General features: G+C 61.7%; 24 protein-coding genes. 22 read left to right on the forward strand and 2 right to left on the reverse strand.

What is annotated here, in order from left to right; genetic code table 11:
- Positions 1-24 precede the first annotated feature (24 nt).
- Positions 25-468 carry a GNAT family N-acetyltransferase gene (locus tag MchiMG62_RS06140; RefSeq protein WP_244987824.1) on the forward strand — a complete coding sequence of 148 codons (444 nt, stop codon included), beginning with the start codon at positions 25-27 and terminating at the stop codon, positions 466-468.
- Positions 469-598: 130 nt separating this feature from the next.
- Complete coding sequence (locus MchiMG62_RS06145) at positions 599-1,291, forward strand: DUF4013 domain-containing protein (protein ID WP_221058403.1); 693 nt, start codon at positions 599-601, stop codon at positions 1,289-1,291.
- Positions 1,292-1,394: 103 nt separating this feature from the next.
- Here the strand turns inward: MchiMG62_RS06145 and MchiMG62_RS06150 are convergent, their stop codons facing one another.
- Complete coding sequence (locus MchiMG62_RS06150) at positions 1,395-1,775, reverse strand: zinc ribbon domain-containing protein (RefSeq protein ID WP_221058405.1); 381 nt, start codon at positions 1,773-1,775, stop codon at positions 1,395-1,397.
- A gap of 350 nt (positions 1,776-2,125) precedes the next feature.
- Here MchiMG62_RS06150 and MchiMG62_RS06155 point away from each other — a divergent pair, with 350 nt between their 5' ends.
- The 16 genes from MchiMG62_RS06155 (at position 2,126) to MchiMG62_RS06230 (ending at position 18,735) form a co-directional block, all read left to right on the forward strand.
- Positions 2,126-2,791 (forward strand): DUF4013 domain-containing protein, encoded by a 666-nt coding sequence (locus MchiMG62_RS06155; RefSeq protein ID WP_342367226.1) that lies wholly within the window; start codon positions 2,126-2,128, stop codon positions 2,789-2,791.
- A gap of 254 nt (positions 2,792-3,045) precedes the next feature.
- Positions 3,046-3,729, forward strand: coding sequence for a DUF4013 domain-containing protein (locus MchiMG62_RS06160; protein WP_221058407.1), 684 nt, complete (start codon positions 3,046-3,048; stop codon positions 3,727-3,729).
- 174 nt (positions 3,730-3,903) lie between these two features.
- Positions 3,904-4,581, forward strand: a complete 678-nt coding sequence (locus MchiMG62_RS06165) for a DUF4013 domain-containing protein (RefSeq protein WP_221058409.1) — start codon at positions 3,904-3,906, stop codon at positions 4,579-4,581.
- A gap of 393 nt (positions 4,582-4,974) precedes the next feature.
- Positions 4,975-6,486 (forward strand): 2-isopropylmalate synthase, encoded by a 1,512-nt coding sequence (locus MchiMG62_RS06170; protein ID WP_221058410.1) that lies wholly within the window; start codon positions 4,975-4,977, stop codon positions 6,484-6,486.
- Positions 6,458-8,134: a biosynthetic-type acetolactate synthase large subunit gene (ilvB, locus tag MchiMG62_RS06175; RefSeq protein WP_221058412.1), complete on the forward strand. Its 1,677-nt coding sequence runs from the start codon at positions 6,458-6,460 to the stop codon at positions 8,132-8,134. The genes MchiMG62_RS06170 and ilvB overlap by 29 nt, the downstream gene beginning before the upstream one ends.
- Positions 8,131-8,634 carry an acetolactate synthase small subunit gene (gene ilvN / locus MchiMG62_RS06180; protein WP_221058414.1) on the forward strand — a complete coding sequence of 168 codons (504 nt, stop codon included), beginning with the start codon at positions 8,131-8,133 and terminating at the stop codon, positions 8,632-8,634. The genes ilvB and ilvN overlap by 4 nt, the downstream gene beginning before the upstream one ends.
- Before the next feature lie 205 nt (positions 8,635-8,839).
- Positions 8,840-10,426 carry a sodium:solute symporter family protein gene (locus MchiMG62_RS06185; RefSeq protein WP_221058416.1) on the forward strand — a complete coding sequence of 529 codons (1,587 nt, stop codon included), beginning with the start codon at positions 8,840-8,842 and terminating at the stop codon, positions 10,424-10,426.
- A 132-nt stretch (positions 10,427-10,558) separates the two neighbouring features.
- The gene (locus MchiMG62_RS06190; protein WP_221058419.1) at positions 10,559-11,350 is read left to right on the forward strand and encodes an EFR1 family ferrodoxin; all 792 of its coding nucleotides are present in this window, start codon (positions 10,559-10,561) and stop codon (positions 11,348-11,350) included.
- Positions 11,347-12,222 (forward strand): EFR1 family ferrodoxin, encoded by an 876-nt coding sequence (locus MchiMG62_RS06195; RefSeq protein WP_221058420.1) that lies wholly within the window; start codon positions 11,347-11,349, stop codon positions 12,220-12,222. The genes MchiMG62_RS06190 and MchiMG62_RS06195 overlap by 4 nt, the downstream gene beginning before the upstream one ends.
- A gap of 34 nt (positions 12,223-12,256) precedes the next feature.
- The gene (locus MchiMG62_RS06200) at positions 12,257-13,006 is read left to right on the forward strand and encodes a 4Fe-4S binding protein (protein ID WP_221058421.1); all 750 of its coding nucleotides are present in this window, start codon (positions 12,257-12,259) and stop codon (positions 13,004-13,006) included.
- A 5-nt stretch (positions 13,007-13,011) separates the two neighbouring features.
- Positions 13,012-13,587, forward strand: a complete 576-nt coding sequence (locus tag MchiMG62_RS06205) for a hypothetical protein (protein ID WP_221058423.1) — start codon at positions 13,012-13,014, stop codon at positions 13,585-13,587.
- Between the two features lie 71 nt (positions 13,588-13,658).
- Positions 13,659-15,053 (forward strand): NAD(P)H-dependent oxidoreductase, encoded by a 1,395-nt coding sequence (locus tag MchiMG62_RS06210; RefSeq protein ID WP_221058424.1) that lies wholly within the window; start codon positions 13,659-13,661, stop codon positions 15,051-15,053.
- Between the two features lie 109 nt (positions 15,054-15,162).
- A complete protein-coding gene (locus MchiMG62_RS06215; RefSeq protein WP_244987825.1) occupies positions 15,163-16,476 on the forward strand; it encodes a protoporphyrinogen/coproporphyrinogen oxidase in 1,314 nt (437 codons plus the stop codon).
- Positions 16,473-17,450, forward strand: coding sequence for a glycosyltransferase family 4 protein (locus tag MchiMG62_RS06220; RefSeq protein WP_221058429.1), 978 nt, complete (start codon positions 16,473-16,475; stop codon positions 17,448-17,450). The genes MchiMG62_RS06215 and MchiMG62_RS06220 overlap by 4 nt, the downstream gene beginning before the upstream one ends.
- 156 nt (positions 17,451-17,606) lie before the next feature.
- A complete protein-coding gene (locus MchiMG62_RS06225) occupies positions 17,607-18,305 on the forward strand; it encodes a glycosyltransferase family 2 protein (protein ID WP_221058430.1) in 699 nt (232 codons plus the stop codon).
- 4 nt (positions 18,306-18,309) lie between these two features.
- Positions 18,310-18,735 (forward strand): PaaI family thioesterase, encoded by a 426-nt coding sequence (locus tag MchiMG62_RS06230; protein WP_221058432.1) that lies wholly within the window; start codon positions 18,310-18,312, stop codon positions 18,733-18,735.
- A gap of 419 nt (positions 18,736-19,154) precedes the next feature.
- On the opposite strand, the gene msrA is transcribed toward MchiMG62_RS06230, so the two are convergent.
- Positions 19,155-19,649 (reverse strand): peptide-methionine (S)-S-oxide reductase MsrA, encoded by a 495-nt coding sequence (msrA, locus tag MchiMG62_RS06235; protein WP_221058433.1) that lies wholly within the window; start codon positions 19,647-19,649, stop codon positions 19,155-19,157.
- 87 nt (positions 19,650-19,736) lie between these two features.
- Here msrA and MchiMG62_RS06240 point away from each other — a divergent pair, with 87 nt between their 5' ends.
- From MchiMG62_RS06240 to MchiMG62_RS06255, 4 genes are all read left to right on the forward strand, one after another.
- Positions 19,737-20,288 carry a ferredoxin domain-containing protein gene (locus MchiMG62_RS06240; protein WP_221058434.1) on the forward strand — a complete coding sequence of 184 codons (552 nt, stop codon included), beginning with the start codon at positions 19,737-19,739 and terminating at the stop codon, positions 20,286-20,288.
- Positions 20,289-20,301: 13 nt separating this feature from the next.
- On the forward strand, positions 20,302-21,384 hold the full coding sequence (locus MchiMG62_RS06245) for a GHMP family kinase ATP-binding protein (RefSeq protein WP_221058436.1): 1,083 nt from the start codon (positions 20,302-20,304) through the stop codon (positions 21,382-21,384).
- Positions 21,385-21,879: 495 nt separating this feature from the next.
- Positions 21,880-23,007, forward strand: a complete 1,128-nt coding sequence (locus MchiMG62_RS06250) for an IS256 family transposase (RefSeq protein ID WP_221056709.1) — start codon at positions 21,880-21,882, stop codon at positions 23,005-23,007.
- A complete protein-coding gene (locus tag MchiMG62_RS06255) occupies positions 23,004-24,851 on the forward strand; it encodes a TIGR03768 family metallophosphoesterase (protein WP_244987826.1) in 1,848 nt (615 codons plus the stop codon). The genes MchiMG62_RS06250 and MchiMG62_RS06255 overlap by 4 nt, the downstream gene beginning before the upstream one ends.
- The last annotated feature ends 57 nt before the right edge of the window (positions 24,852-24,908 follow it).

Genomic DNA, 24,908 nt, shown 5'->3' on the forward strand with positions numbered 1-24,908 from the left:
TTCCGCATTCCGGCCGGACTCATCATGAAGATCGAACTGCTCCGGGAAGATAAGAGACGGTTCCTTGACCTTCTGCTCGAAGGCGACGAGCAGGAGTCGATGATCGATGTCTACCTCGACCGCGGGGATATGTTTGTTCTCTATGACCGGGATCCGGTGAGTGTCTGCGTGGTGACGTGCGAAGGCGACGGCGTCTACGAACTGAAGAACATAGCCACGTACGAGGAGTTCCGGGGCCGGGGCTACGGCAGGCGGCTGATCGAGTACATCCTCGACCACTACCGGGGCAGGTGCCGCACGATGCTCGTCGGCACGGGCGATTCCCCCCGCATCCTCCGGTTCTACGAGCGGTGCGGGTTTACCGTCTCCCATCGCGTCGAGAACTTCTTTATCGACCATTACGACCATCCTATCTTCGACTGCGGCGAACGGCTCGTCGATATGGTCTACCTGAGACGGGATCTTTGACCATTCGGGGCTTTATCGGGCCCTGGTCTGGGTGCGGGCAGGGTATCGGAACGGCAAACCGGCTCAAAAACGTGACTGTTCAAAACGTTTATACGGCCCACCGCCCCTCCACGGCCGAAGGTGGTGTGGTATGGACTACGGCAATCTCATCTCAAGAGCATTCGGCTACACGAAAGAGGCCCTCTGGGGCGAATGGGGGCGGTGGCTCCTCCTCGTCCTCCTCTCGCTCGTCCAGACGTTCACGCTCTTTTTGGTCCCACTCTACAACGGCTACATCGTCCGGGTGCTCGCCGGCCGGCGGCCCGCTCCCGAGGTCGACGACTGGGGCAGGCTCTTTCTCGACGGGTGGAAGTTGAACATCATCAATCTTATCTACCTGATCCCGGTCATCGTGGCCCTGGCCGTCTTCGGCGGGGTTGCGGTTCTCTCCGCCGTAGCGGCGAGAGGGCTCGACAACCCGGACGTATGGGCCTCGGCCGTCGCCGCCGCCGTCACCGGGATCGCGATTGCCGCCCTCGTCTGGATCGTCATATCGTTCGTCTCCCTCCTCGCGGTCGTGCGGTTCGCCCACACGGGAAGCCTCCTCCAGGCGTTCAACATCGGGGCGATCCTCTCGCAGATCAGCTGGATCGGGTGGGGCGCCTGGATCGCCGCGGTCGTCATCCTCATCCTCATCGGCCTCGTGTATACGGCCGCGACCGCCCTCATCACCTCGCTGCCTGTCCTCGGGTGGATCGCCAACCTCTTCATCGGGGTCGTCTACGGCATCTTCCGCGCCCGTTACCTCGCGGTGGCTTATGAAAGTGTTCCGGCACGGGGGTAAGGTCTCACGCTTTTTTTTTGAAGCGACCATCAGTATTCCTTTGACAGGAGGAGATGCCCCTTCGGCAGGAGGACTACGCCATTTGGCGTTTACATGAAAATAGTTAGACGTTAATGAATTTGGATGCATCCTCGCCGGCATTAATCCGTTTGGCAGAGACGTATGCATCGACCATTCCGATAAGCCACCAGAGCGGAACCAACAGAAAGCCGATCAATATCATCAGAGATGCCACACAGAGTACGCCGACGACAAAGTATGCTATGCCTTTGCCAAACTGTCCGTTATACACCTGACCCAATCCCCAGATGAAGAAGGACAATACCACAGCAATGACCGGACTTCTTCTGTTAATTACTATTTCTTTAAGTCGGACTCCACAATTAGGACAGATCTCAGCATTCGGACTGATCAACTCTTTTCCACACTCCTGACAGTAATTTGCCATAGCGTCCCTCGTAATTCCAGAATTGAGCGTATCCATATTTATGTAGTCCTATTTTTTCTCCTGACATCTATAAGTACCTTCAAAATATCTGGCGGTCGGGCTCCCGTTTCCGGCGGGAGGGGCCGGTATGCAGACCCCTCTTCTTTTCGTGTGCCGTCCGACATCTTCCGCGCCCGCTATCTCGCCGCGGCCTACGAGAGCGCTCCGGCGCCTGGGTGAGGAGATACCCCGGTGCCTGCCGGTACCGCGCTGCCCCGGATCGGGAAACCGTTCTCAGTCGGAATTACTTCATTCGTATCGAAATGATCGCTCAGTTTCAGCAAAAGGAGGCTGTAGATTGAGCAATTATGGCAACTCTTTTATACCATCTTATCTCACAGTAAATCGTGGGTGAGACACCTATGGATTATGGAAACATGCTGAGCGATTCGTTCAGCTATGCAAAAGACGCAGTCTGGGGCAAGTGGGTCCAGTGGATCCTGCTCGCCATCAGCACGATCATATTCCCGCTCATCATGGGATATATGGTCCGGATTTACAGCGGTGTGAAGCCGGCTCCCGAGCCGGGGAACTGGGTGGGCATGTTCGTCGACGGCCTGAAACTCCTCATCATCGGCATCATCTACGCCATCCCGCTCTTCATCATCATGGCTATCTTCATGGTACCGGCGTTCATGGCAGCCAACGGCGGAGATCCCATGCTCGCCCTCGGGTCGCTGGGCATCGGCCTCCTGCTCGTGCTTGTCGTCGGGATCCTCATATCGCTGATCTCGGCGATCGGTATCATCAGGTTCGCAAAGAAGGACAGCATGGGCCAGGCGTTTGCCTTCGGCGCCATCCTCGAGCACATCGGAAAGATCGGCTGGGGGAGCTACATCATTGCCATCATCGTCCTCGTGGTTGCCGGGGTTGTCTTCGGTTTCATCGCTGGCATCCTGGGCATGATCCCGATCCTCGGCTGGCTGATCATGCTCTTCCTGTACCCCGTCTGGTACATCTTTGCGGCCCGGTACATGACGCTGATCTACGAGAGCGCTCAGGCACCGGCCTGAACCCCACTTTCTTTTCATAACGCCGCCCGGAGAGGTTCCGGGAGCCCCGGGCACGGCATACATCATGGCCGTTCCTGAAACCCGGCTTTATATATGCCGCGCCGCTCCGGTCCCTGTCGAACTGTTCTGTGCCGGAATTAGACGATTTTTACGGGTCAAATTATCCCTTTTCTGGAAAGGGATACAGTACTGTTTGAATTTAGACCAATACCTTTATATAAAAAATTCTCAAATTTAACAAAGGTGGTACACCTATGGACTACGGTAATGTGATCTCCAACTCGTTTGAGTATACCAAGGAGGCCCTGGTCGGAAAGTGGATGCAGTGGGTCATCCTGGCCGTCATGGCGCTCGTGCAGACCTTCACGGTCTCCCTGATCCCGCTGCTTTCGGGCTACGTCGTGCGGGTGCTCGCCGGCAACACACCGGCCCCCGAGATCGACGGGTGGGGCAAGCTCTTCGTCGACGGATGGAAGATGAACATCATCGGGCTGGTCTACATGATCCCGGCGATCCTGATCTTCCTCGTCCTCGGCGGCCTCAGCATCATTGCAGGAATGGCAACGACCGACCCGGCTGCGGCCGGCGCCGCGATCCTCGGTGCAATGGCAGGAGCCTTCCTCGCCTTCCTCGTCGCGATCGTCATGGCGTTCATCGCCCTGTTCGCCGTTCTGCGGTTCGCCCACACCGACAGCGTCGGTGAGGCGTTCAACTTCAAAGCCATCTTTGCGCAGATCGGTGCGCTTGGCTGGGGAACCTGGATCATCGCGGTCATCATCCTCCTCGTCATCGCGCTGGTCTACGGCTTCGTGGTCGGCATTCTCGGTGCGATACCCCTCCTCGGATGGCTCATTGCACTCTTCCTCAACGCGGCGTTCGCCATCTTCTACGCCCGCTACCTCGCGCAGGTCTACGAGGAAGCCCCTGCCTCCGCGTAATCGCTCAACCAACCCCTCCCTTTTTCTCCGGTCCCGCACCTGTTTGCACCCGGTCGACGATACCGTCTTTGCCCCGTCGACAGAATCTCCGGAGCGCACGGGGTTCTCCCCGGATAAAAGCAGCGTGTTTATCCCTGATCCGGGTAATGCTTATCCGAACATGCGGTGATACACATGGGTGTCGTCCGATTAATCAGCGAGTCCTTCGATTATGCGAAGGACGCTATCTGGGGCAGGTGGGTCCGCTGGCTCCTCCTGCTCGTCAGCACGATCATATTCCCGTTCATGTACGGCTACACGGTGCGGGTCATGAGCGGCATGAAGCCCGCCCCGGAACTCGAAGGCTGGATCGGGCTTTTTGTCGACGGCATCAAACTGATCGTCATCACGATCGTCTACGCGATCCCGCTCATGATCCTCACGGTCCTTCCCTTCCTGATGTACTTCATCCCGGTCTCAGCGACGGTAACCCCGGCAGGATCCGGTCCCGAACCGCTCATCAGCCCGGAGATGGCCATCTTCGTAGCCCTCGCCATCCTCGTCATCTTCATCCTTGCAGCCATCATCATCGGGATCCTCTCGACGTTCGCGGCGGTCAGGTTCGCCCGGACGGGGAAGATGCGCGAGGCCTTCAGGGTCGGCACCCTCGTCCGCCACGTCGGCAGGGTCGGGTGGATCCGCTCCTTCATCGCCCTCCTCGTCATGGGCATCGTGATAACGATCGCACAGTTTGTGCTTGCCCTGATTCCGCTCGTCGGGCCGATCCTTGTCTTCCTGCTCATGCCGGCGTTCATCATCTTCTCCGCCCGCTACGTCGCCCTCCTCTACGAGAGCGCCCCGGCGCAGGCGTAAACTCCTCTTCTTTTTCGGTTCGCGGCTTCGCGTGAACTGCCAGTAGGGGATGACGATGAAATCTCGCGCGAAGACGCGAAGCGCGACTGCCGAAGGGCAGGAGCATGAGAAGCCATCAGGCTTCGAAGGGGCGTCACCCAACCTGTCAACCGATCTTCGCGTCCTTCGCGGCAACGCGAGAGTTAACGGTGTATGGCAGATAGGGATCCAAACCCCGTCACCAGGATCCCCATGGACCTCGCCCCTTTGCGGCTCCTGCCCGGTTGGCCATGAAGCCGGGAATATGACTTTCAGGGTTTTTTTCACAGAACCTTTGCCCTGCACCAGGTTCCTCGAATGCCCAACGTTTAAATATCCTCGCCGCCAATTTCCTGACGGTGAATTGCACTATGTGTGATTGTTTTATTTGCTGAATCGATCCGCTTTTTTGACACAACTCTACGGGACGGCGAACAGACACCGGGTGTCTCGCTCACGCCGGCCGAGAAACTTGAGATCGCAACGCACCTCGCCGACGTCGGCGTCCACGTGATTGAAGCAGGATCAGCCGCCGCATCCGCGGGAGAACGCGAATCGATCCGCGCCATCGCCGACGCCGGGCTCGCCGCCGAGTGCTGCACCTACGTCCGGGCGCTTCCCGGGGACATCGACCTCGCCGCCGATGCCGGTGCCGACTCCGTCCACCTCGTCGTCCCGGTGAGTGACCTCCACATCGCGAAGAAACTCCGTAAGACCCGCGAGGAGGTCTCCGGTATGGCCTGGAGCGCCGTCGAGTACGCGAAAGAGCGCGGCCTCATCGTTGAACTCTCGGGAGAAGACGCGTCCCGTGCCGACCAGGATTTCCTCGCGACGGTCTTCCGGGAAGGGGTCGAGCGGGGAGCCGACCGTCTCTGCTTCTGCGACACCGTCGGGCTCCTCACCCCCGAGCGTGCGGCCGCGATCATCCCGCCGCTCCTCTTCGCCCCGCTCTCGATCCACTGCCACGACGACCTCGGGTTCGGGCTTGCAACCACCGTCGCCGCCCTCCGGGCGGGGGCGACCTGCGCCCACGTCACCGTCAACGGCCTCGGGGAGCGGGCGGGGAACACCTCCCTCGAAGAACTGGTGATGGCGCTCGAGGTGCTCTACGGGGTCGACACCGGGATCAGGACCGAAGAACTCTATCCCCTCTCGACCCACGTCGCCCGGCTGACCGGGGTTCCGCTCGCGACCAACAAACCGATCGTCGGCGAGATGGCCTTCACCCACGAGAGCGGGATCCACGCCCACGGGGTGATGCGGGACGCAAGCACCTACGAGCCGCTCCAGCCCGAGAGGGTGGGGCGACGGCGCCGCATCGTTCTCGGGAAGCACTCGGGGTCGGCGGCGGTCGAGGCCGCGCTCCATGATATGGGCTACGCCCCGAACGCTGCGCAGCTCGCAGAGATCGTTGCCCGGATCAAACGCCTCGGGGATGCCGGGATGCGGATAACCGACGCCGACATCATGGCGATAACCGATACCGTCATGGAGATCGAGTTTACGCCCTGCATCGAACTGCGCCAGTTCACCATCGTCTCGGGGAGCAACGCGATGCCGACCGCCTCGGTGACGATGCTCGTCCATGGCGACGAGGTCACCGGTGCCGCAGTCGGGACCGGGCCGGTGGATGCGGCGATCCGCGCGCTCCAGCGGTCGGTCGCGGACGTCGGGAGCGTGAGGCTCGACGAATACAGCGTGGATGCCATAACCGGCGGCACCGACGCCCTCGTCGACGTATCGGTGAAGCTCAGCAAGGACGGAAAGACCGTGACCTCGCGTGGCGCCCGGACCGACATCATCATGGCCAGCGTCGAAGCAGTTATCGCCGGGATGAACAGATTACTCAGGGAAGAGCATGAAGACCGGAGCAAAGACTCTGATTGAAGCGCTGCAGCGTGAAGGGGTGGATACCATATTCGGCTACCCCGGCGGCGTGGTGTTGCCGATCTACGATGAACTCTACGATTCGTCGATCCGGCACATACTGGTAAGGCATGAGCAGGCGGCGGCGCACGCGGCCGACGGCTACGCGCGCGCGAGCGGCCGCGTAGGGGTATGCCTTGCCACCTCCGGCCCCGGCGCGTGCAATCTGGTCACGGGGATCGCGACGGCCTACATGGACTCCATCCCGGTCGTGGCGCTCACCGGCCAGGTGCCGACCGGTCTTCTCGGGAACGACGCCTTCCAGGAGTCGGACATCACCGGGATCACGATGCCGGTGACGAAGCACAACTACCTGGTCAAAGACGCCGCCGACCTCGACCGCGTCGTCCAGGAGGCGTTCTACATCGCGCGGACCGGTCGGCCCGGCCCGGTGCTGATCGATCTCCCCAAAGACGTCAGCACGGGCCAGGTGCTTGAGGGAACGCCCGTCCCCGGGACGGTCTCTCTCCGGGGCTACCAGCCCACCTACCAGGGGCACGTCCGCCAGATCGATAAGGCGCTCGATCTGATCGCGGGGGCAGAGCGCCCGCTCGTCTACGCCGGCGGCGGGGTGGTTCTCTCGGAGGCCTCGGCCGAACTCCTGGAGTTCGTGGAGACGGCCGCCGTCCCGGTGACGACGACCCTGATGGGCCTCGGCGCCGTCCCCGGCGACCACCCCCTCAATCTCGGGATGCTCGGGATGCACGGCACCCAGTCCGCAAACTACGCGGTGACGGAGTGCGACCTCCTGATCGCCGTCGGCGTCCGGTTCGACGACCGGGTGACGGGCAAGATCGAGACGTTCGCCCCGAACGCCGCGGTCATCCATATCGATATCGACCCGGCGGAGATCGGGAAGAACAAGAAGGTCGACGTCCCGATCGTGGGCGACGTGAAGGCCGTTCTCCAGGCGCTCCTCCGGCGGATGCAGAAGCGCGGCGATACGGCGAACTGGGTCGCCCGGACCGGTGCCTGGAAGGCGCAGTACCCGCTTCGCTACCGCGACGACGACCGTCTCCGCCCGCAGTACGTCGTGGAGCAGCTCTCCGATCTCCTGAAAGGCGAGGGGATCGTCGTGAGCGAGGTCGGCCAGAACCAGATGTGGACCGCGCTCTACTACTGCTTCAGGAAACCCCGGACCTGGATCACCTCCGGGGGTCTCGGGACGATGGGCTACGGGTTCCCGGCGGCCATCGGCGCCCACTACGCCCGGCCGGATATGCCGGTCGTCGACGTCGCCGGCGATGGGAGTTTCCAGATGAACATCCAGGAGCTCGGGACAGTGGCGCAGTACCAGATCCCGGTCAAGGTCGTCATCCTGAACAACATGTACCTCGGCATGGTGCGGCAGTGGCAGGAACTCTTCTACGACCGCCGCTACTCCTACACGGAGTTGCCGCCGGTGGACTTCGTGAAGATCGCGAATGCTTACAGGATCGAGGGGATCACGGTCGAGGAGAAGGCCGGCGTCCGGGAGGCGCTCGAGACCGCGCTCGCCACCGACGGGCCGTTCGTCCTGGACTTCCGGGTCGAGCGGGAGGAGAACGTCTTCCCCATGGTCCCGGCCGGTGCTGCCATCAACGAGATGATCGGGGTGCGCCAGCCATGAAACCGCACACGGTGAGCGTTCTCGTCGAGAACCGGGCCGGCGTCCTGAGCCGGGTCGCCGGGATGTTCTCGCGGCGGGGGTTCAACATCGAGAGCCTGGCCGTCGGGCCGTGCGAGGAGCCGAACATGAGCCGGATCACCATCGTGGTGAACGGCGACGACGGCGTGATCGAGCAGGTGATGAAGCAGACCAACAAACTCATCGACGTTATCAAGGTCTCGGACCTGACGGAACGGGAGAGCGTGGAGCGGGAACTCGCCCTCATCAAGGTCGCCGCCGAGACCGGACCGTCTCGCGCCGAGATTCTCCAGATCGCGGACATCTTCCGGGCACAGGTCGTGGACGTCGGGTCGAAGACCCTGGTCCTCCAGGTGACCGGGGATACGGAGAAGATCGACGCGCTGGAGAAACTCCTGCGCCAGTATGGCATCAAGGAACTCGTCCGCACAGGGAAGATTGCTCTTCTCCGTGGGGCGAAGACCGTGAAAAGTTCAAAATAACTATTTTTGGTCCAGTGCGTCCGTCACGCCATCAGGCCGATCTCCCTGCCTCTCCGGCGATCGTGTTATATGCTAACACGCCACACACTAACACAGCATGTTCTTCGGATTACCTTTCCATACGGGACTCGTCGTGGGCGGTACGATCCTGATTGTCGTCGTACTGCTCGCCCTCTGGGGCCTCCGGTTCAGGGAGGCCGCTTGAATGGCGGACCTCGCAACGCTCGCCGTGATCGTGCTCTACTTCGTGGTGCTCATCGGCATCGGGAGTTGGGCCTCAAAGAAGATCAAGAACACCGAGGACTACATCGTCGCGGGCAGATCGCTCGGGTTCTGGGTCTTTACGATCCTGATCGTCTGTTCCATCTGTAGCGGGATGAGCCTCCTCGGCGTCAGCGGCTTTGGGTACACGTCGGGCTGGCCGGGGATATGGGAGCAGATCTTCGTGCCCCTCGCGGCCTCGTTCTGTATCATCTTCTTCGGGGTGAAACTCCACACCCTCGGGAGAGAACGGGGCTACCTGACCGTTCAGGACTACCTCGCGGACCGGTTCGAGAGCCCGCGGGCGGTCCGGGCGCTTGCCGCGGTCTCGGGCATCGTCGTCTCGCTGATCTACCTCGTCGGGCAGTATGCCGCGATCAGCATCGTGCTTGTCTGGCTCTTCGGTATCCCGCACTGGCAGGCGCTCCTCATCTCCGGGGTCATCATCACGGCCTATACGGTCGTCGGGGGGCTCTACGCCGTATCGTGGACGGGCCTCTTTCAGGGCGGCATTCTGATCTTCGGCGTCCTCCTGATGGCGCCGCCGGTCATCATGAGCGCCGGCGGTCTGGCCCACATCAATACCGTCATCGCCGGGATCGACCCGAACTTCGTCGAGCCCTGGTTCCCGAGCCCGGCCTACGCGGCGTATGCCTACACGACGCCGGAGTTCCTCTTCTCGTTCGGGATCCTCCTGATGGTCGGCCTCGCCTGCGCACCGCACGTCGTCAGCAACGTCCTGGCAGTCAAGGAGAAACGCTACTTCAAGTGGGCGCCGCTCCTCGCGTTCGTCATCTACGCGGTCGTGATGTTCCTCGTCAAGTTCACCGGGTTTGCCGTGCGGTCGCTCGTCGAGGAGGGGAGGATCGTCCTCCCCGACGCCGTGAACGCCCAGGACTTCGCCTTCATCGCGGGCGTCGAGTACGCGATGCCGAACGTGGCGTTGTGGGCGCTCTTCGCGGTCATCGTCCTCGCGGCGGTGATGTCGACGACCGATCGGCTGATGCTCACGGTCGGCACGTCGTTCGCGTGGGACGTCTACAAGAACATCCTCCGTCCCTCGGCGACCGATAAAGAGGTGCTCCTCGTCTCGAAGGTCGCGATCGTCCTCGCGGCCGGCGGGACGCTCCTGCTCGCCGTCAACCCGCCGCCGATGCTCGCGTGGCTGATCTGGATGGGCATCGGGGTGATGCTCGCGACGTTCGCGGTTCCGCTGCTTGCCGGGCTCTACTGGCGCGGTGCGACGGGACAGGGAGCGATCGCGAGCATGCTGGTCGGGCTCGTTGCGTCCGCTGTCTTCGGCTACTGGCACCAGTTCGTGGCGCCCCTTCCCATGCACTTCAGCATCTACGCGCTCGGGATCTCGATCCTCACCATGGTTGTCGTCAGCCTCATGACCACCCGGAACTCCGACGACGTGCTCGACAGCACCCGGACCGGCTGGTTCATCCAGTCGCCTCCCCTCCCTTCACCGGCCTCGAGCCCCGGAGAGACCCTGTTTGTCGACCGGGAATCGCCCCGCCGGCAGTGACGGCGGAGCGCTCCCGCCATTTCTTTTTTGCGCCTCTGCACCAGAGTCCGCCCGCCTCTCTTCGCAAAGTCCATATCCATATGAGCGAACACTTAGACTGCCGACACAACCGGTGGATTGTTAGAGGTTGCCATGAAGACCGTCATCTACTATTTTACCGGCACGGGCAACTCCCTTGCCGCTGCAAAGAAGGTCGCCGGATCCCTTGGGGATACGGAGATCGTCCCGATAGCGGCGTTCCGGAGTACCGCGGGTAAGATCACCCCCGCTGCCGAACGGGTCGGGATCCTCTGCCCGGTCTATTTCTCCGGGCTCCCGGCGATGGTGGCTTCGTTTGCGGAGCGTCTCGACCTCGCCCCGGCAGGCTACGTCTTCGCTATCGTCACGCACGGCGGTGGCGGAGGCTCCGCGGCGCTCCGGCAGCTCGACGGAATCCTGAGGGAGAAGGCCGGAAGGGGGCTCGACGCGGGGTTTGCGGTCAGTATGCCGGGCAACTACATCCTGATGTACGGCTCGCCCGCGGGAGAGAAGCGGGACCGGATGCTTGCTGTGGCGGACGCGGAGCTCGCGGCGATCGCAGGCCGGATCGGGAAGGGGGAGAGGCCGAAACTCCCGCATGCGCCTCTGACACGCCTCATCAGGGCCGTCATGTATCCCCGGTTCCGCTCCCGCGTCCACGGGGAAGACCGCAGGTTCACAGTGACGGAGAGGTGCACATCCTGCGGCATCTGTGCGAGCATCTGCCCGGCGGAGAACATCGAGATGGTCGACGGCCGGCCGGTCTGGAACCACCGGTGCGAACTCTGCTGCGGGTGCATCCACCTCTGCCCGGTTGAGGCCATCCAGGCCGGCAAGGCTACCGAGGGGAGGCAGCGCTACCGGAACCCGTCGGTCGAGATCGTCGAGCTGGAACGCCGGCCATGAAGACCGTCATCTACTACTTCACCGGGACCGGTAACTCCCTTGCAGCGGCAGGGAAGATCGCCGGGGCTCTCGGGGAGACCGAACTCGTCCCGATCGCATCGCTCGCGGATACCCCGGGTGCGATCACCCCCGACGCCGACCGGGTCGGGATCGTCTGCCCGGTCTACGACTTCGGGGTGCCGCTCATGGTCGCCGGGTTCGCGGAACGTCTCGACCTTTCGCGAGCGAAGTACACCTTCGCGGTCGTCACGATGGGCGGCATGGGCGTCTCGGCGCTCCACCAGGTGGACGGGATCCTCCGTGAACGGCAGGGCCGTGGGCTCGATGCCGCGTTTACGGTCAGGATGCCTGCCAACTTCCCGCCGCTCTTCCGGCCGCAGGAAGGCAGGGCGCTCGACAACGTCCTTGTTGCGGGAGATATACGGCTCGCCGGGATCGCGGAGGCGATCGGGAGCGGCCGGCTGGTCTCCCCGGGGTTTGCGCCCGTCTCCAGGCTCGTGAGAGCCCTGACCTACTGGCAGTTCCCGGCGAGCGCCCGCGGTGCGGCCGACGTCTTCTCCGTATCGGACGCCTGCACCGGCTGCGGCACCTGTGCAAAGGTCTGCCCGGCGGGCAACCTCACCTTCGTCGACGGCCGCCCGGCGTGGGGCCGGAAGTGCGAGATCTGCTGCGCCTGCCTCCATTTCTGCCCGACCGAGGCGATCCAGCTCAACGTGATGCTCGGGACCGAGGGCCGGGGGCGCTACCGGCACCCGGATCTCACGGTTGCGGATATGGAGGCGCAGCGGGGGCAAAACGTGCCGGCTCCGGATACTCCGGCCGTGCAGGGACGGTTGCCGGGAACCCGGGGTGAGCGCCCGGGGGAAGTATAATCATCAATAAATATCAGAATAGAACCTGATCGAAGTGACAGAAACCACTCTTTCACAAAATCCGCGACTCTCGCGCCAGAAGATCAGGAAAGCGCTGCTCATCGTCTCGTTTCTCCTCCTTCCGGCCACGCTCTTCTACATCTCGCCCATCGTCATCCTGATGGGGGCGGCCGAAGGTATAGCCACCGGCAGCCTGCTCCTCTTTGCCGCGCTCGCTGTTCTCTCGCTCGGCGTCTCCCGCCTCTGGTGCGGCTGGCTCTGCCCGATGGGGGCGTGGCAGGAGATCTGTTCGCCCGTCATGAAGCGCACCGTCAAGGACGACCGGCGCAACCTGGTCAAGTACGGCGTCACGGTGCTCTGGCTTGCGCTGATTGCGTACCTCTTCATCGGTGCCGGCGGTATCCTCGCGGTCGATCCCTTCTACGGCACGGTGAACGGGCTCTCGATCACGTCCTTCGAGACCCTGGTGATCGCGGGGTTCATCTTCCTCGCGATCTTCGCTGCCGCATACTTCATGGGCCGTCGCGGCTTCTGCCGCGTCCTCTGCCCGATAGCCACCCTGATGATCGTCGGCCGGAAGATAAGGAACGCCGTCGGCTGGCCCGCCCTGCAGCTCGCGGCCGTATCCGGCCGCTGCATCGACTGTGAGAGATGCTCGAAGGCGTGCCCGATGGGTCTCGACGTCCACGGCATGGTCAGGGAAGGGCAGATGGAGAGCACCGAGTGCATCCTCTGCGGCGAATGCGTCGACACCTGCCCGGAGGGGGCCGTCAGGTACGCGTAGAGATCATGATCGCCGATACAATCTCGTCCGTCATCCGGAACATCTCGTCGGGAAGAACGCTCGTCGCGTCGTTCGCCTTCTTCGCCGTCTCGGCGGTCCTGATCAACGGCCGGCCGTTCGGCCTTTCCGCGCTCGCAGAGATCACGGGCGGCGCCGGGATCCTCGACATGGAGTTCACCTACACGCCGGTGCAGGCGTACGCGATGCTTGCGGCGCTCGGGGACGCCGGGCGGGCGTTCTACCTGGCGCGGATCGTGCCGCTCGACCTCGTCTTCCCGCTGGCATATACGCTCTTTTATGCGGTTGCGATATCCTGGCTCCTCTCCCGGTGGCTCCCGGCAGGCAGCCCCTGGATGCGCCTCAACCTCGTCCCGCTCGTTGCGGGCATCGCCGACTACTGCGAGAACATCGGGGTCATCGCGATGCTCCTCGCCTACCCGGCGGAGCTCTACGGGGTTGCGGCGATTACCGCCGTGATCTCGCCGATCAAGTTCACGTTCATCGCGGTCAGCGCGCTGCTCGTTCTCGCTGCAGCTGCCGGATGGGCCGCGAGCGCCATACGAGAACGGGCCGCCGCGTAACCCCCTCTTCCCATAAGGTATATCCGCCCGTCTGCTTCAGATCCGTATATAAAATATGAGCAGGCAAGATCATGCAGATCGCTGTCATTTCCGGGAGCCCCAAGGGCGAGATGAGCGTCACCCTGCAGTATGTCCGGTTCCTCGAGGAGGCATTTCCGGAGCACACCTTCTCCGTGGTGCATGCAGGGCGGGATATCAGGTCGATTGAGCGCCAGGAAGAGGCGTGGGAGGGGCTGCTCGCCACGGTAACGGCGTCCGACGGCGTGCTCTGGGCAACCCCGGTCTACGTCATGCTGGTTCCGGCCCAGTTGAAGCGGTTCATCGAACTGGTCGGCGAGCGGAACGCGACTGACGCGTTTTCCGGCAAGTACGCCGCCTGCCTCACCACATCCATCCGCTACTTCGACCACACCGCCCACGCCTACCTGCACGGGATCTGCGACGACCTTGAGATGCGCTACGTCGGTTTTTGCTCGGCTCACATGGAGGATCTCCGGAACGAGGTGTTCCAGGAGCAGCTCGTCCTCTTCTTCTCCGACTTCCTGGAAGCAACAGCAGAACGGCGCCCGGTTCAGCGTGCGTTTCCGCCGCTGCCCGCTCCTTCCTCCCCCTACGCCCGAAAGACCCCGCCGGCCGCGGTCGATACCCGCGGAAAACGGGTGGTCATCCTCCACGATGCAGAACCCGGTTCCGGCCTCGCGGCGATGGTCGACGGGCTCGCGGCGTGTTACGGGAGTTCGGCCCGGGTCGCCCACATCCGGGACGCCGGGATGAAAGGCGCCTGTCTCGGGTGCTGCCGGTGCGCCCTCGACAACACCTGCGTCTACGACGACGGCTTCCGGGCGTTCTGGGAGGAGTATGTCGTCCCGGCGGATATCCTGGTCATGGCCGGAACCGTCCGCGACCGTTTCCTCTCGGCCGCCTGGAAGCAGTTCTTCGACCGGAGTTTCTTCAACGGGCATATACCGGCGTTCAAGGGGAAACAGGTCGCGTACCTGGTAGATGGGCCGCTCGGCCATCTCGCGACCCTCCGGGAGGTTCTCACCGGCCTCGCGGTGATGGAAGGAGCCAACCTTGCCGGGATCGTTACCGGCGAGCCGGGGAGCGAGATCGACGCCGCCCTGCACGCTCTCGCCGAACGCTCCGTGAGGCTCTCCGAGCGGGGGTACGTCGCACCGGTCACCTTCCCCGCCGTCGCCGGCCACAAGGTCTTCCGGGACGAGATCTGGGGAGGGATGCGGGCGATCTTCAAGGCGGACGACCGGTACTACCGGCAGCACGGGCTCTACGACTTCCCCACCCGTGATTACGCCCGGAGGATCGGCGTCCGGGCGACCTCTCTTGTGATGACCATCCCCTCCGTCCGGCGGGATGTGGTGAAGAACATGCCCTCCCACATGATCCAGCCGCTCAAGAAGGCGATTGAGTCGAGCCGGGTTCTCGCAGAGAGGAAGGCGGAGCGGTAGCGCACTCTGCGTTCCCTGCCCGGGAACTCCCGCAATTTGCTCCAATATGCGCCGTCCTCGGGGAAACGGATGGTCAACCATATATGGTTTCGGCATAAACAGTATAAGCGTGAAAACGGCGGTACTGGGTGGCGGTCTCACCGGGATAACGCTCGCTCGCCTGCTCCACGAACGGGGCGACGACGTGACCGTTCTTGAACAGGGTGAGAGGATCGGGGGACTCTGCCGCTCGCGGACGGAAGCGGGGTTTACGTTCGATGCCGGGGGCTCGCACATCATCTTCTCCCGCGATACGGAAGTCCTTTCCTTCATGCTCTCGGTTCTCGGCGAGAACGCCGACCGGCGGACGCGGAACACGAAGATCCTCTACAAAGGCCGCTACGTCAAATATCCCTTCGAGAACGGCCTGTATCAACTCCCTGACGAAGACCGCTTCTTTTGCATCAACGAGTTCGTCAAGAACCTCATCGCCGTCGAGAAAGGCGAGGTTCTACCGCCGACGAACTTTGCCGAGTGGATCACCTACACCTTCGGCCGGGGCATCGCCGAGTGCTACATGCTCCCCTACAACGAGAAGATCTGGAACTACCCGGCCGACCGGATGTCGCACCACTGGGTGGAGGGGCGCATTCCCCGCCCGCCGGTCGAGGATATCATCAAGTCGGCCATCGGCATCGAGACCGAGGGCTACGTCCACCAGGCGGTCTTCTCCTACCCGGTGACGGGCGGGATCGAGGCGCTTGTCGGGGCGATCGCGGAACCGGTCGTTCCGTCCGTCCGGACAGGGTTCCGTGTCGCCTCCGTCCGCGAGGAGGGGGGCGGTTTTGTCGTCAGCGACGGCCAAAAGACCGTCCATGCGGACCGGGTGATCTCGACCATCCCGCTCCAGAACCTGCTCCCCTGCCTCTCTGATGTCCCTGCCGAGGTGCAGGCGGCCTGCGACGCCCTCCGCTACAACTCGCTCTGCTCGGTCTTCATCGGCCTTGCCGGGGAGGTTCCCGACATCTCGTGGCTCTATGTCCCCGACGAGAAGACCGGCCTCTTCAACCGGATCTCGTTCCCCTCGAACTACAGCAGCAAGGTCGCCCCCCCCGATCACTCCTCGATCCTCGCCGAGATCACCTACAACGACGGGGACGCGGTCTCCCGGATGTCGGATGCCGAGATCGTCGAGCATACCGTGGCGTCGCTCGTCGCCGCCGGGTTCATCCCTTCACGGGACGACGTCGTCTATACCGGCGTTGCGCGGGAGAAGTTCGCGTACGTCGTCTACGATATCGAATACCAGAAGAACATCGCAATCGTCCGCGAGTTCTGCCGGGAACGCGGCATCGACCTCGTCGGGCGGTTCTCGCAGTTCGAGTACCTCAATATGGACGGCTGCATCAGGAGCGCGATCGAGTTCGTGAAGGGATACCCATGAAACTCAACTTCTTCGTCGAGGACATGCTCTTCTTCAAGTACATCGGGTGCGCCACTCTGGCGAAGATGCTCTATAATGCACTCACCCGGGAAGAGTCCTGCCCGGAGATCGCCTGGAACGCCCGTGGCCGCGACTTCGATCTCGTCCACTACCACACCTTCGGCCCCCTTGCCCTGACGAACAAGAAGTACAGTCTCGGCGTCAAGGTGCTCACGGCTCACTCGACCCCCCGCCTCAACACCGGGAACGTCGCCTTCTCCGAGACGGTCAACCATTTCTACCCGAATATTTACGGGAGTTTCGACCATATCATCACCATCTCGCCCCTCTGTGACCGGGAGGTTCACGAGATCGCCCCGGACGTCGAGACCACCCTCATCCCGAACGGCGTGAACCGGGAGAAGTTCCAGCCGAACCCGGAGAAGCGGGCGGCATTCAGGGAGAAGTACGGTATCGGGGAGGACGAGTGGGTGGTGCTCACCGTCGCCCAGCAGACGCCGCGGAAAGGCATCTACGACTTTCTCGACCTCTCGCACAAACATCCGGACACCCGTTTCGTCTGGGTCGGCGGGTTCCCCTACGGGCGGCTCTCCCAGGACTACAGCATGATCGAGGAGCAGAAAAGCCGTTCCGGGAAGAACGTCCTCTTCACGGGTTTTGTCGACGACATCACCGCCGCCTACTGCAGCGCCGATCTCTTCTTCATCCCCTCCTTCGCAGAGGGGCTCCCGATGGTCGCCCTGGAGGCGTTCGCGACCGGCCTGCCGGTCGTCGCCCGGAGGATCCCTGAGTTCACCGGGAATTTCAGGGATACCGCCCTGTACTTCGACGACATCGAGGAGGCCGGGGTGCTGCTCGAGGACCGGGGTCTGCTCGGGCGGCATGCGGCGCTCTCCCGGCCGTTCACGGAGGAGTTCGATATCAGGACGATTGCGAACCGCCACATCGACCTGTACCAGAAACTGGCCGGGTAGTGCCGGGTTCACCCTGAGGGGCAGTGTATGCGCCCATCGGGCCGTCGCGGCGCTTCCCGGCGGCCGATCCTCTTCTCCGGTTATGGTGGCAGGGAGATGCGGCATCACGCTTATAGCAGCACGGCATCAACAACTATACCGGGAGTTGATCGAGGGATGATCTCCGTAGTCGTGCCGACTTACAACGAAGAGCAGAACATCGAGCGCTGCCTTGCGTCGCTCGCAGACCAGACGGTGCCGCGGGATACCTACGAGATCATCGTCGTCGACGGAGACTCGAAGGACAGGACCCGGGAACTGGCCGAACCCCTCGCGGATCAGGTCTTCATCCAGACGAGCAAGCGGGTGGGCGGAGCCCGGAACGACGGAGCGATGGCGGCGAAGGGCGATATCGTCGCCACGACGGATGCCGACTGCATCCTCCCCCGGGACTGGGTGGAGCGGATCGGGAGGAACTTCGCGGAGCGGGATATCGTGCAGCTCTACGGCACGGTCTACCCGATCGAGGACAGTTTCAGGAACCGGCTCTCTCTTCTCGGTGCAAACACCTTCTCGCGCCTGGGCTACCACACCCGGACGATCTACTTCACGCTCGGGTGCAACACGGCCTTCGACCGGGAGGTGTTCGTCCGGGCGGGGATGTACCGCTGCATCGATGCCGGGGACGATCTCGAGATCGCGCAACGGATGCGCAAACTCGGGAAGGTCTACCTGGACCCCCGCCTGAAGGTCGGGTTCTCGATGCGGCGCTACCAGCAGTTCGGGACGCTCAAGTCGCTCTGGGAATGGTTCTACATCGTTCTTCGCGGCGGCGAGGCCGGCGGCGCCACCTACTCGCAACGGGAGTACAAGTAGCGCTATGAAGGAGGCTGCCCCCGTCCCGGAAGCCTATGCCGATGTGGTGCGCCGGTCCGACGCCTGCCCATTTGCACGCCGCCTCGGGATGAGGGTGACGGCGATCGAGGGCGATCGCGTCCGGGTCTCCATGCCGACCGCGGGGATGGAGAACGGTCACGGCACGACTCACGGCGGGGCGATCTTCGCCCTCGCGGACCAAGCCTTCGGTATCGCCGGGAACCTGAGCGGGGAGGACCAGATAGGGCTCTCGGCGTATATCCAGTACCTCTCCGTGCCTGCAGGAGCGACGCTCGAAGCGGTCGCCCGCAAGGTCTCTGAGACGGAGAAGACGTCGCTCTATGCCGTCGAGGTCTACTCGGGCGACCGGATGGTCGCCTCGTTCGAGGGCGTGGGGTTCAAGATCGGGGTTCCGGCGCAGAAAGAGTGAAGGGGGGTTGGTGCCGATTTAGCGGTGCCTGCCCTGCATCCGGCCATGAGCCTATTTTTCTAAACAGTGGCATGAGCGTAAGCCCGATACCGTGGACATGGGGCTGCGCACCTCGAAGCCTCAACGCTTTTCGTGCTCCGATCCTGTCGCGCAACGAACCACGGATTTCGTGGGGATATCGCCATTGGGGGTGGGGCCGACGGGGAGGGGGGAGCATCCCCCCTCCCCTGTCTCTACCTCGTAAGGCTAACCTGTAACCCCCACCCCGCCCGGCCTTCGGCCTCCTCCCCCGCCCCTGGGGGCGGGGGCAGTCATGGCGATAGCCACTGGAAAGCCGTGTACGGACTTTACGAAGTTAAATGCCACATAGTAGCGCTGCGAGTTAAAACCCGGGCCTCCTGGCAGTCAGAAGAAATCCCCTACCACACCGTCTGGCACTGCCCGCCCCCGCGCTTCGCGAAGTACTGCTGGTGGTACTCCTCGGCCCGCCAGAACGTCCCCGCGGGCTCGATCGCGGTGACGATGGGGCGGCGGAACCTTTCCGAGCGTTCCATCTCCTCCTTCGACGCCCGGGCCTCCGCTTCCTGCTCGGGGGTGTGGTAAAAGATCACCGACCGGTACTGCGTCCCGATATCGGGCCCCTGCCGGTTCGGGGTGGTCGGATCGTGGGCGTCCCAGAACGTGTCGAGGAGCATCCGGTACGAGACCTTCTCCGGGTCGTAGGTCACCTGCACGACCTCGGCGTGCCCGGTTCTGCCGGTGCAGACCTCGGGGTAGGTCGGGTTCTCGGCGGTGCCGCCCATGAATCCCACCGCGGTATCCACGACGCCCGGGACGCGCCGGAACGCCTCCTCGACGCCCCAGAAACACCCCGCGCCGAAGGTGGCAAGTTCGAGGTTCTTCTCCGGTGTCATGACGGTTCCGTTTTTTGGCGGGTCTGTGGAAAAAGGTATCGACCCCTCCGGGCATACCCTTATCTGGGGTAGAGGGTACGTATTCTCATGGTCGTTGAATCAGACGCCGTAGAGATAGTCGCCCGGCTGATGGCGCTCTCTGCCCGCACCGCCCCGAAGGCCCGGGGCAGCGACGTCATCAAGACGATGATCGTCACGGGCAGGGAGAAGGAGCAGCTCGCCGGGGCGATGCGGGAGTACGGCGAGAAGCACGACGCGGGTTTCTTCATCAGGGACGCGGGGAACGTCGCGGCAAGCGACGCCTGTCTCCTCATCGGCTCGCTCTTCGCCGACGCCGTGGGCCTCGACTGCGGCGGGTGCGGCTACGCTACATGCGCGGAGATGCTCGACGCCCAGCGCGGGACAACCCCGCCGGCCACCCCGTTCCGGGGGCCGAACTGCATCGTCCGAATGGCGGATCTCGGGATCGCCGTCGGTTCCGCGGCGAAGACCGCGAGCATCCACAACGTCGACAACCGGGTCATGTATACCGTCGGCGTCGGGGCGCTCTCGCTCGGGTGGCTGGACGGCTGCGGGGTAGCCTACGGTATCCCGCTCCGGGCATCGGGAAAGGATATCTTCTTTGACCGTACACGCTAACCGGGTTATCAGCATGCCTGTTATGAAGATCCGGGGCGGGGATCTCGACCTCGTCGAGTACGAGTTCACCTCCTTCTCCCCCGGCGAGAATATCCGGCCGTGCGGCCTCAAAAAGGACTACCCGCTCGCGCCGGTCTCCGGCACCGTCGTCGCCCGCGCTCCGGCGAGGATCCACCTCACCGTGCTTGACATGAACCGGTTCTCCCCCGACCGCCCCGGGGGAGGCGGGATCGGGTTCGCCATCGGGGTCTACTGCACCGCCGAGGTCGAGTGCACGCCTTCAGGGCTCGAGATCGACTACACCCGCGAACCGATCCTCCGGCACTTCGCGGAGGCGTTCCGGCAGGTCGTCGGGTATACGGGCGGCTTTAAGATCCGTGCCCGCGACCACCAGTACGAGCACGTCGGGCTCGGGTCGACGAGCACCATCCTGATCGCGGCTGCGAACGCCCTCAACGCCGCCGTGGGCTCGCCGCTGACGAGCGACCAGCTCCGCCTCCTCCTCGGCTGCAACTTCGTCGAGGAGACGGTGGCCGGGAACGTCGCGTTCGGGTTCGAGACCGGCGTCGGCCCCGCGGCGAGCAGCCACGGCGGCATGGTGGTGATGGGCGACGACCTGGCGCTCATCTACCGGCACGCCTTCGCCGAGGGTAAAAACGTCTACATCGCCATCCCGTCCTCCGATATCTCGTCGGCGGGGGAGAAGGAGTTCGACCTCCTGATGAACAAGGCCCGGACGCTCGATTACCGCGACCGCGAGCTGAAGTCCTACCTCGTCCTGATGGATCTCATCCCTGCGCTGGAACGCGGCGACCTCCGGAAAGCCGGCGACGTCATCTGGGAGATCGAGTTCCGGGGCTCCAAACGCGCCGAGGTGGAGCACCACGGGTTCGAGATCTACCGCTACATGGCGGCGCTCCGGGACGCCGGCCTTGAGTTCGTCGGGATGAGTTCGGTCGGCCCGTCGATCGCGGTCATCACGGACCGCCCGGAGGAGGAGGTGGCCGGGATCCTTGAGAAGGCAGGGCTCCGGGTCGCTATCGCTACGACGGTCGATAACGAGGGGTTGAAGATCCGGGTGGAAGAGAGGGTGTGAGGCCGGCTACCCAGACTCAACATCTCTTCTTTAAGATATTACAAGCAGATCGGGGTCCCTTGGGCCATGGGAAGACACGCGTGCAGCATGTGCTCCATTTACGCTGACTGCTAAGATGCATGCCTTTAGCCCAAATTCCTGATCACTCATAACGATGTGGAGAATAATAAAGTATTATCTGCGTTTGATCGCTATTTAGGTGAGAAATAATTAGTATTCTGAAATACCGAATCTCGTTATGTGCCAGGTACAACACACAACGGGTAAAATACATTTCTCAATGAAATTTACTCCGTTCGAAATTTAAGTCTAAATCCAGTCAATTTTTGTGAGCCTCGTTATGAATGGGCGCAGCTGCAGGAAAAGGAGTATTGTTATCCGTACTGTCGTATCCCGTCATTGCCGGCATATACATCTGGGTAGCGTAACGAAAGTTCTGTAAAATTGAATTGGCCCTGGATCCAACCTAGATTTGGACAAAGGAGAAACAGGGCCATGGATCCCTTAGCGTTAATCGAAGATTATCTTTCCGATCAGGAGAACGGCATGAAGACGCTCATCACCTGGTTCCTCAACCAGGTGATGCTCGCAGAGGCCCTCCAGCAGGCAGGAGCCGCCCAGTACGAACGCACCGATGCGCGGAAAGCGCATCGAAACGGTTACAAGGACCGATCCCTCAAGACCCGATACGGGGAGACGATCCTCCGGAAACCGCAGTTCCGGGAGTTCCCGTTCGAGACACAGGTCTTCGGGCGCTATGCCCGGGTGGAGAAAGCTCTGGTGAACGCAATTGTCGAATCCTACCTCCAGGGAGTTTCGACGAGAAAGATCCAGGAGATCGTCAGTCATCTGGGGATCGACCAGCTCTCCCCGGCTTCGGTCTCCCGGATGGCCAAGAACCTCGACGACCAGGTGCAGGCATTCTTCCTGCGGCCGATCGAACAGGCTATCCCATACCTCTTCGTGGATGCCTCCTACTACAAAATCCGGGACGGAGCACGATACGTCACCAAAGCGGTCCTGGTGGTCGCCGGCGTCCGGGATGACGGCTACCGGGAGATCCTGGGCGCAAGAATCACGGATTGTGAGAACGAAGAATTCTGGTCAGGAATGTTCGAGGAGCTCAACGAACGGGGACTCACCGGGGTTCAACTGGTCGTCTCGGATGGGCATACCGGCATCCAGAAGGCGGCTGAAGCCGCCTTCCTCGGTGCATCCTGGCAGATGTGTCAGGTTCATTGTACCCGAGCTGTCTTGAGGAATATTCCTCGGAAACACCAGAAAGAGGTTGTAGAAGGCCTGAAGGAGGCCTATGGAAGTGAACAAAGGCTTCAAGATCTCGCTGATGACCTGAATGCCAGGGGGTACCGGAAAGCAGCCAACACCATCGAACGATTCCTCCCCGGGCTTATGAGTTACACGGCATTCCCAAAACCGCACGGGAAACGGCTCAGAACGACGAACATGGTGGAGCGGGTCAATAGGGAACTGAAACGGAGAACCAAGGTTGTAGGCGTGTTCCCGAACGAGGAATCCCTTCTCCGGCTGGTCGGATCTATCCTGATGGACATCAACGAGGAGTGGGTCACCGGCAGAAGGTATTTGACGATGGAGAAGGAATGATCAGACAAGGAGACAGGGCTCAGGCAAATTACAGAAGATCTGAGACGTTACCTACATCTGACGATCCAGCGCTCTTCTATAAACAGCCTTATCATCATCTTGATTTAAAGAAAAATATGTACAATTCAAAAACAGGCGCCATACTGGCTCTTCTGTTCGTGGTGTTCATCACTGCAGCAGGCTGTACTGCTCCCGGCTCCCAGCCCCCTGAAGAAGGAGAACCGGATTATCCAATAGATTCTCTGGTCCTGACAACAGTTGACAGAACTGTTCTTCCCGTCCCCGTCCCTTCGACGTCGCCTGCCCTGCATCCGGATCAGGTCGCGAACTTTTCAGAGTATGGATATGGGGTCTGGGAGTTTGGCGAGGGGCTGGACTATGAGAAGAGACTGGACCTCATGCCGGATGGATACACCCCTGGATCTGATACCAATGCAGAGAAACTTTTGACCTTCTTTGCCATGAGCGATATCCATATCACCGACAAAGAGTCTCCTGCTCAAGTGGTCTATTATGGCTATAAATGGGGTGTAATTTCTGGATACTCTCCGGCCATGCTGTATACCACCCATGTCCTCGACGCAGCGGTCCAGACGGTGAACGCCCTTCACAAAGAGGATCCATTCGACTTCGGCATATTCCTTGGTGACGCAATCAACAGCGGCCAATACAACGAACTGCAATGGTATATCGATGTGCTCGACGGCAGGATGGTCAACCCCGATTCGGGTGACAGGGACGATCCAATCCCCGGCCCTCTCAACGATTACCAGGACCAGTACAAAGCGGCAGGGCTTGATGAATCGATCAGATGGTATCAGGTTCTCGGCAATCACGATCATTTCTGGATGGGTCTCTTCCCTCCGGATGATCACGTCAACAGTGCCTTGACCGGCACCGCCGTACTCGAATTAGGTAATATCTTCTCCGACCCGCGCCAGTTGAAGAGCCGTGGCTTCTATATGGGAGCAATCGATGGTCGGACACCCTATGGTGACATTATCGGTGCAGGCCCTGTCACCGACTTCCCTGATGGTTCCCCAACAGTCCCGGCCGATCAAAATCGCAGTTTCCTCTCAAGAACAGAGTGGAACGGTGAGTTTTTAGACTCCTCTTCAAGCCCTAAAGGACATGGATTCAACCAGTCCGATAGAACAACGGGATTTGCCTGTTACTCATTCGAACCGAGATCGGATGTTCCGATAAAGGTCATTGTGCTTGATGATACCCAGAGGGACGATGATCCCGGTGAAGGCAGCTCCGGGTTTGGTTCTATCGATCAGGAACGCTACGACTGGCTGGTACAGGAACTCGAGAGTGGTCAGGCTGAAGGAAAGCTCATGATCATCGCAGCACACATCCCGATAGTCATCCAGGAGGATGAAGCCGGTCTGAGTTCGTTAATGAAATGGAGTCAGTACGCCGCGGTATCTGATGTTGATCTGATAGCCAAACTTCAGACCTATCCAAATCTCATGGCATGGATCTCGGGGCATCGTCACCAAAATACCGTGATCCCTATCAAATCTCCGGATGTCGACCGCCCTGAACTCGGTTTCTGGCAGGTTGAAACCGCATCACTGCGGGAGTTCCCCCAGCAGTTCCGGATCTTCGAGGTCGTCTATAACGGCGACAATACCGTCTCAATCTTTACGACCAATGTTGATCCGGCGGTCAGAGACGGATCGCCCGCTGCCCAATCGCGGTCGTATGCTATCGCAGCCCAACAGATATTCCAATCTCCCGTAGAGATGAAACCGAGCGGTGCATATAACGCAGAACTTGTTCTCCAGTTGACCCCGGAGATGCAGGAGATACTTCAGAAGACTGGAAGAGATCTCTAGGCAGGCGATCGCACTTTTACCGGGCCCGGTCTACCGGTGAGCCCTGACCTGCCACCC

Origin of the sequence: Methanoculleus chikugoensis (assembly GCF_019669965.1) — an archaeon.
In the GTDB taxonomy this organism is placed as follows: Archaea; Halobacteriota; Methanomicrobia; order Methanomicrobiales; family Methanoculleaceae; genus Methanoculleus; species Methanoculleus chikugoensis.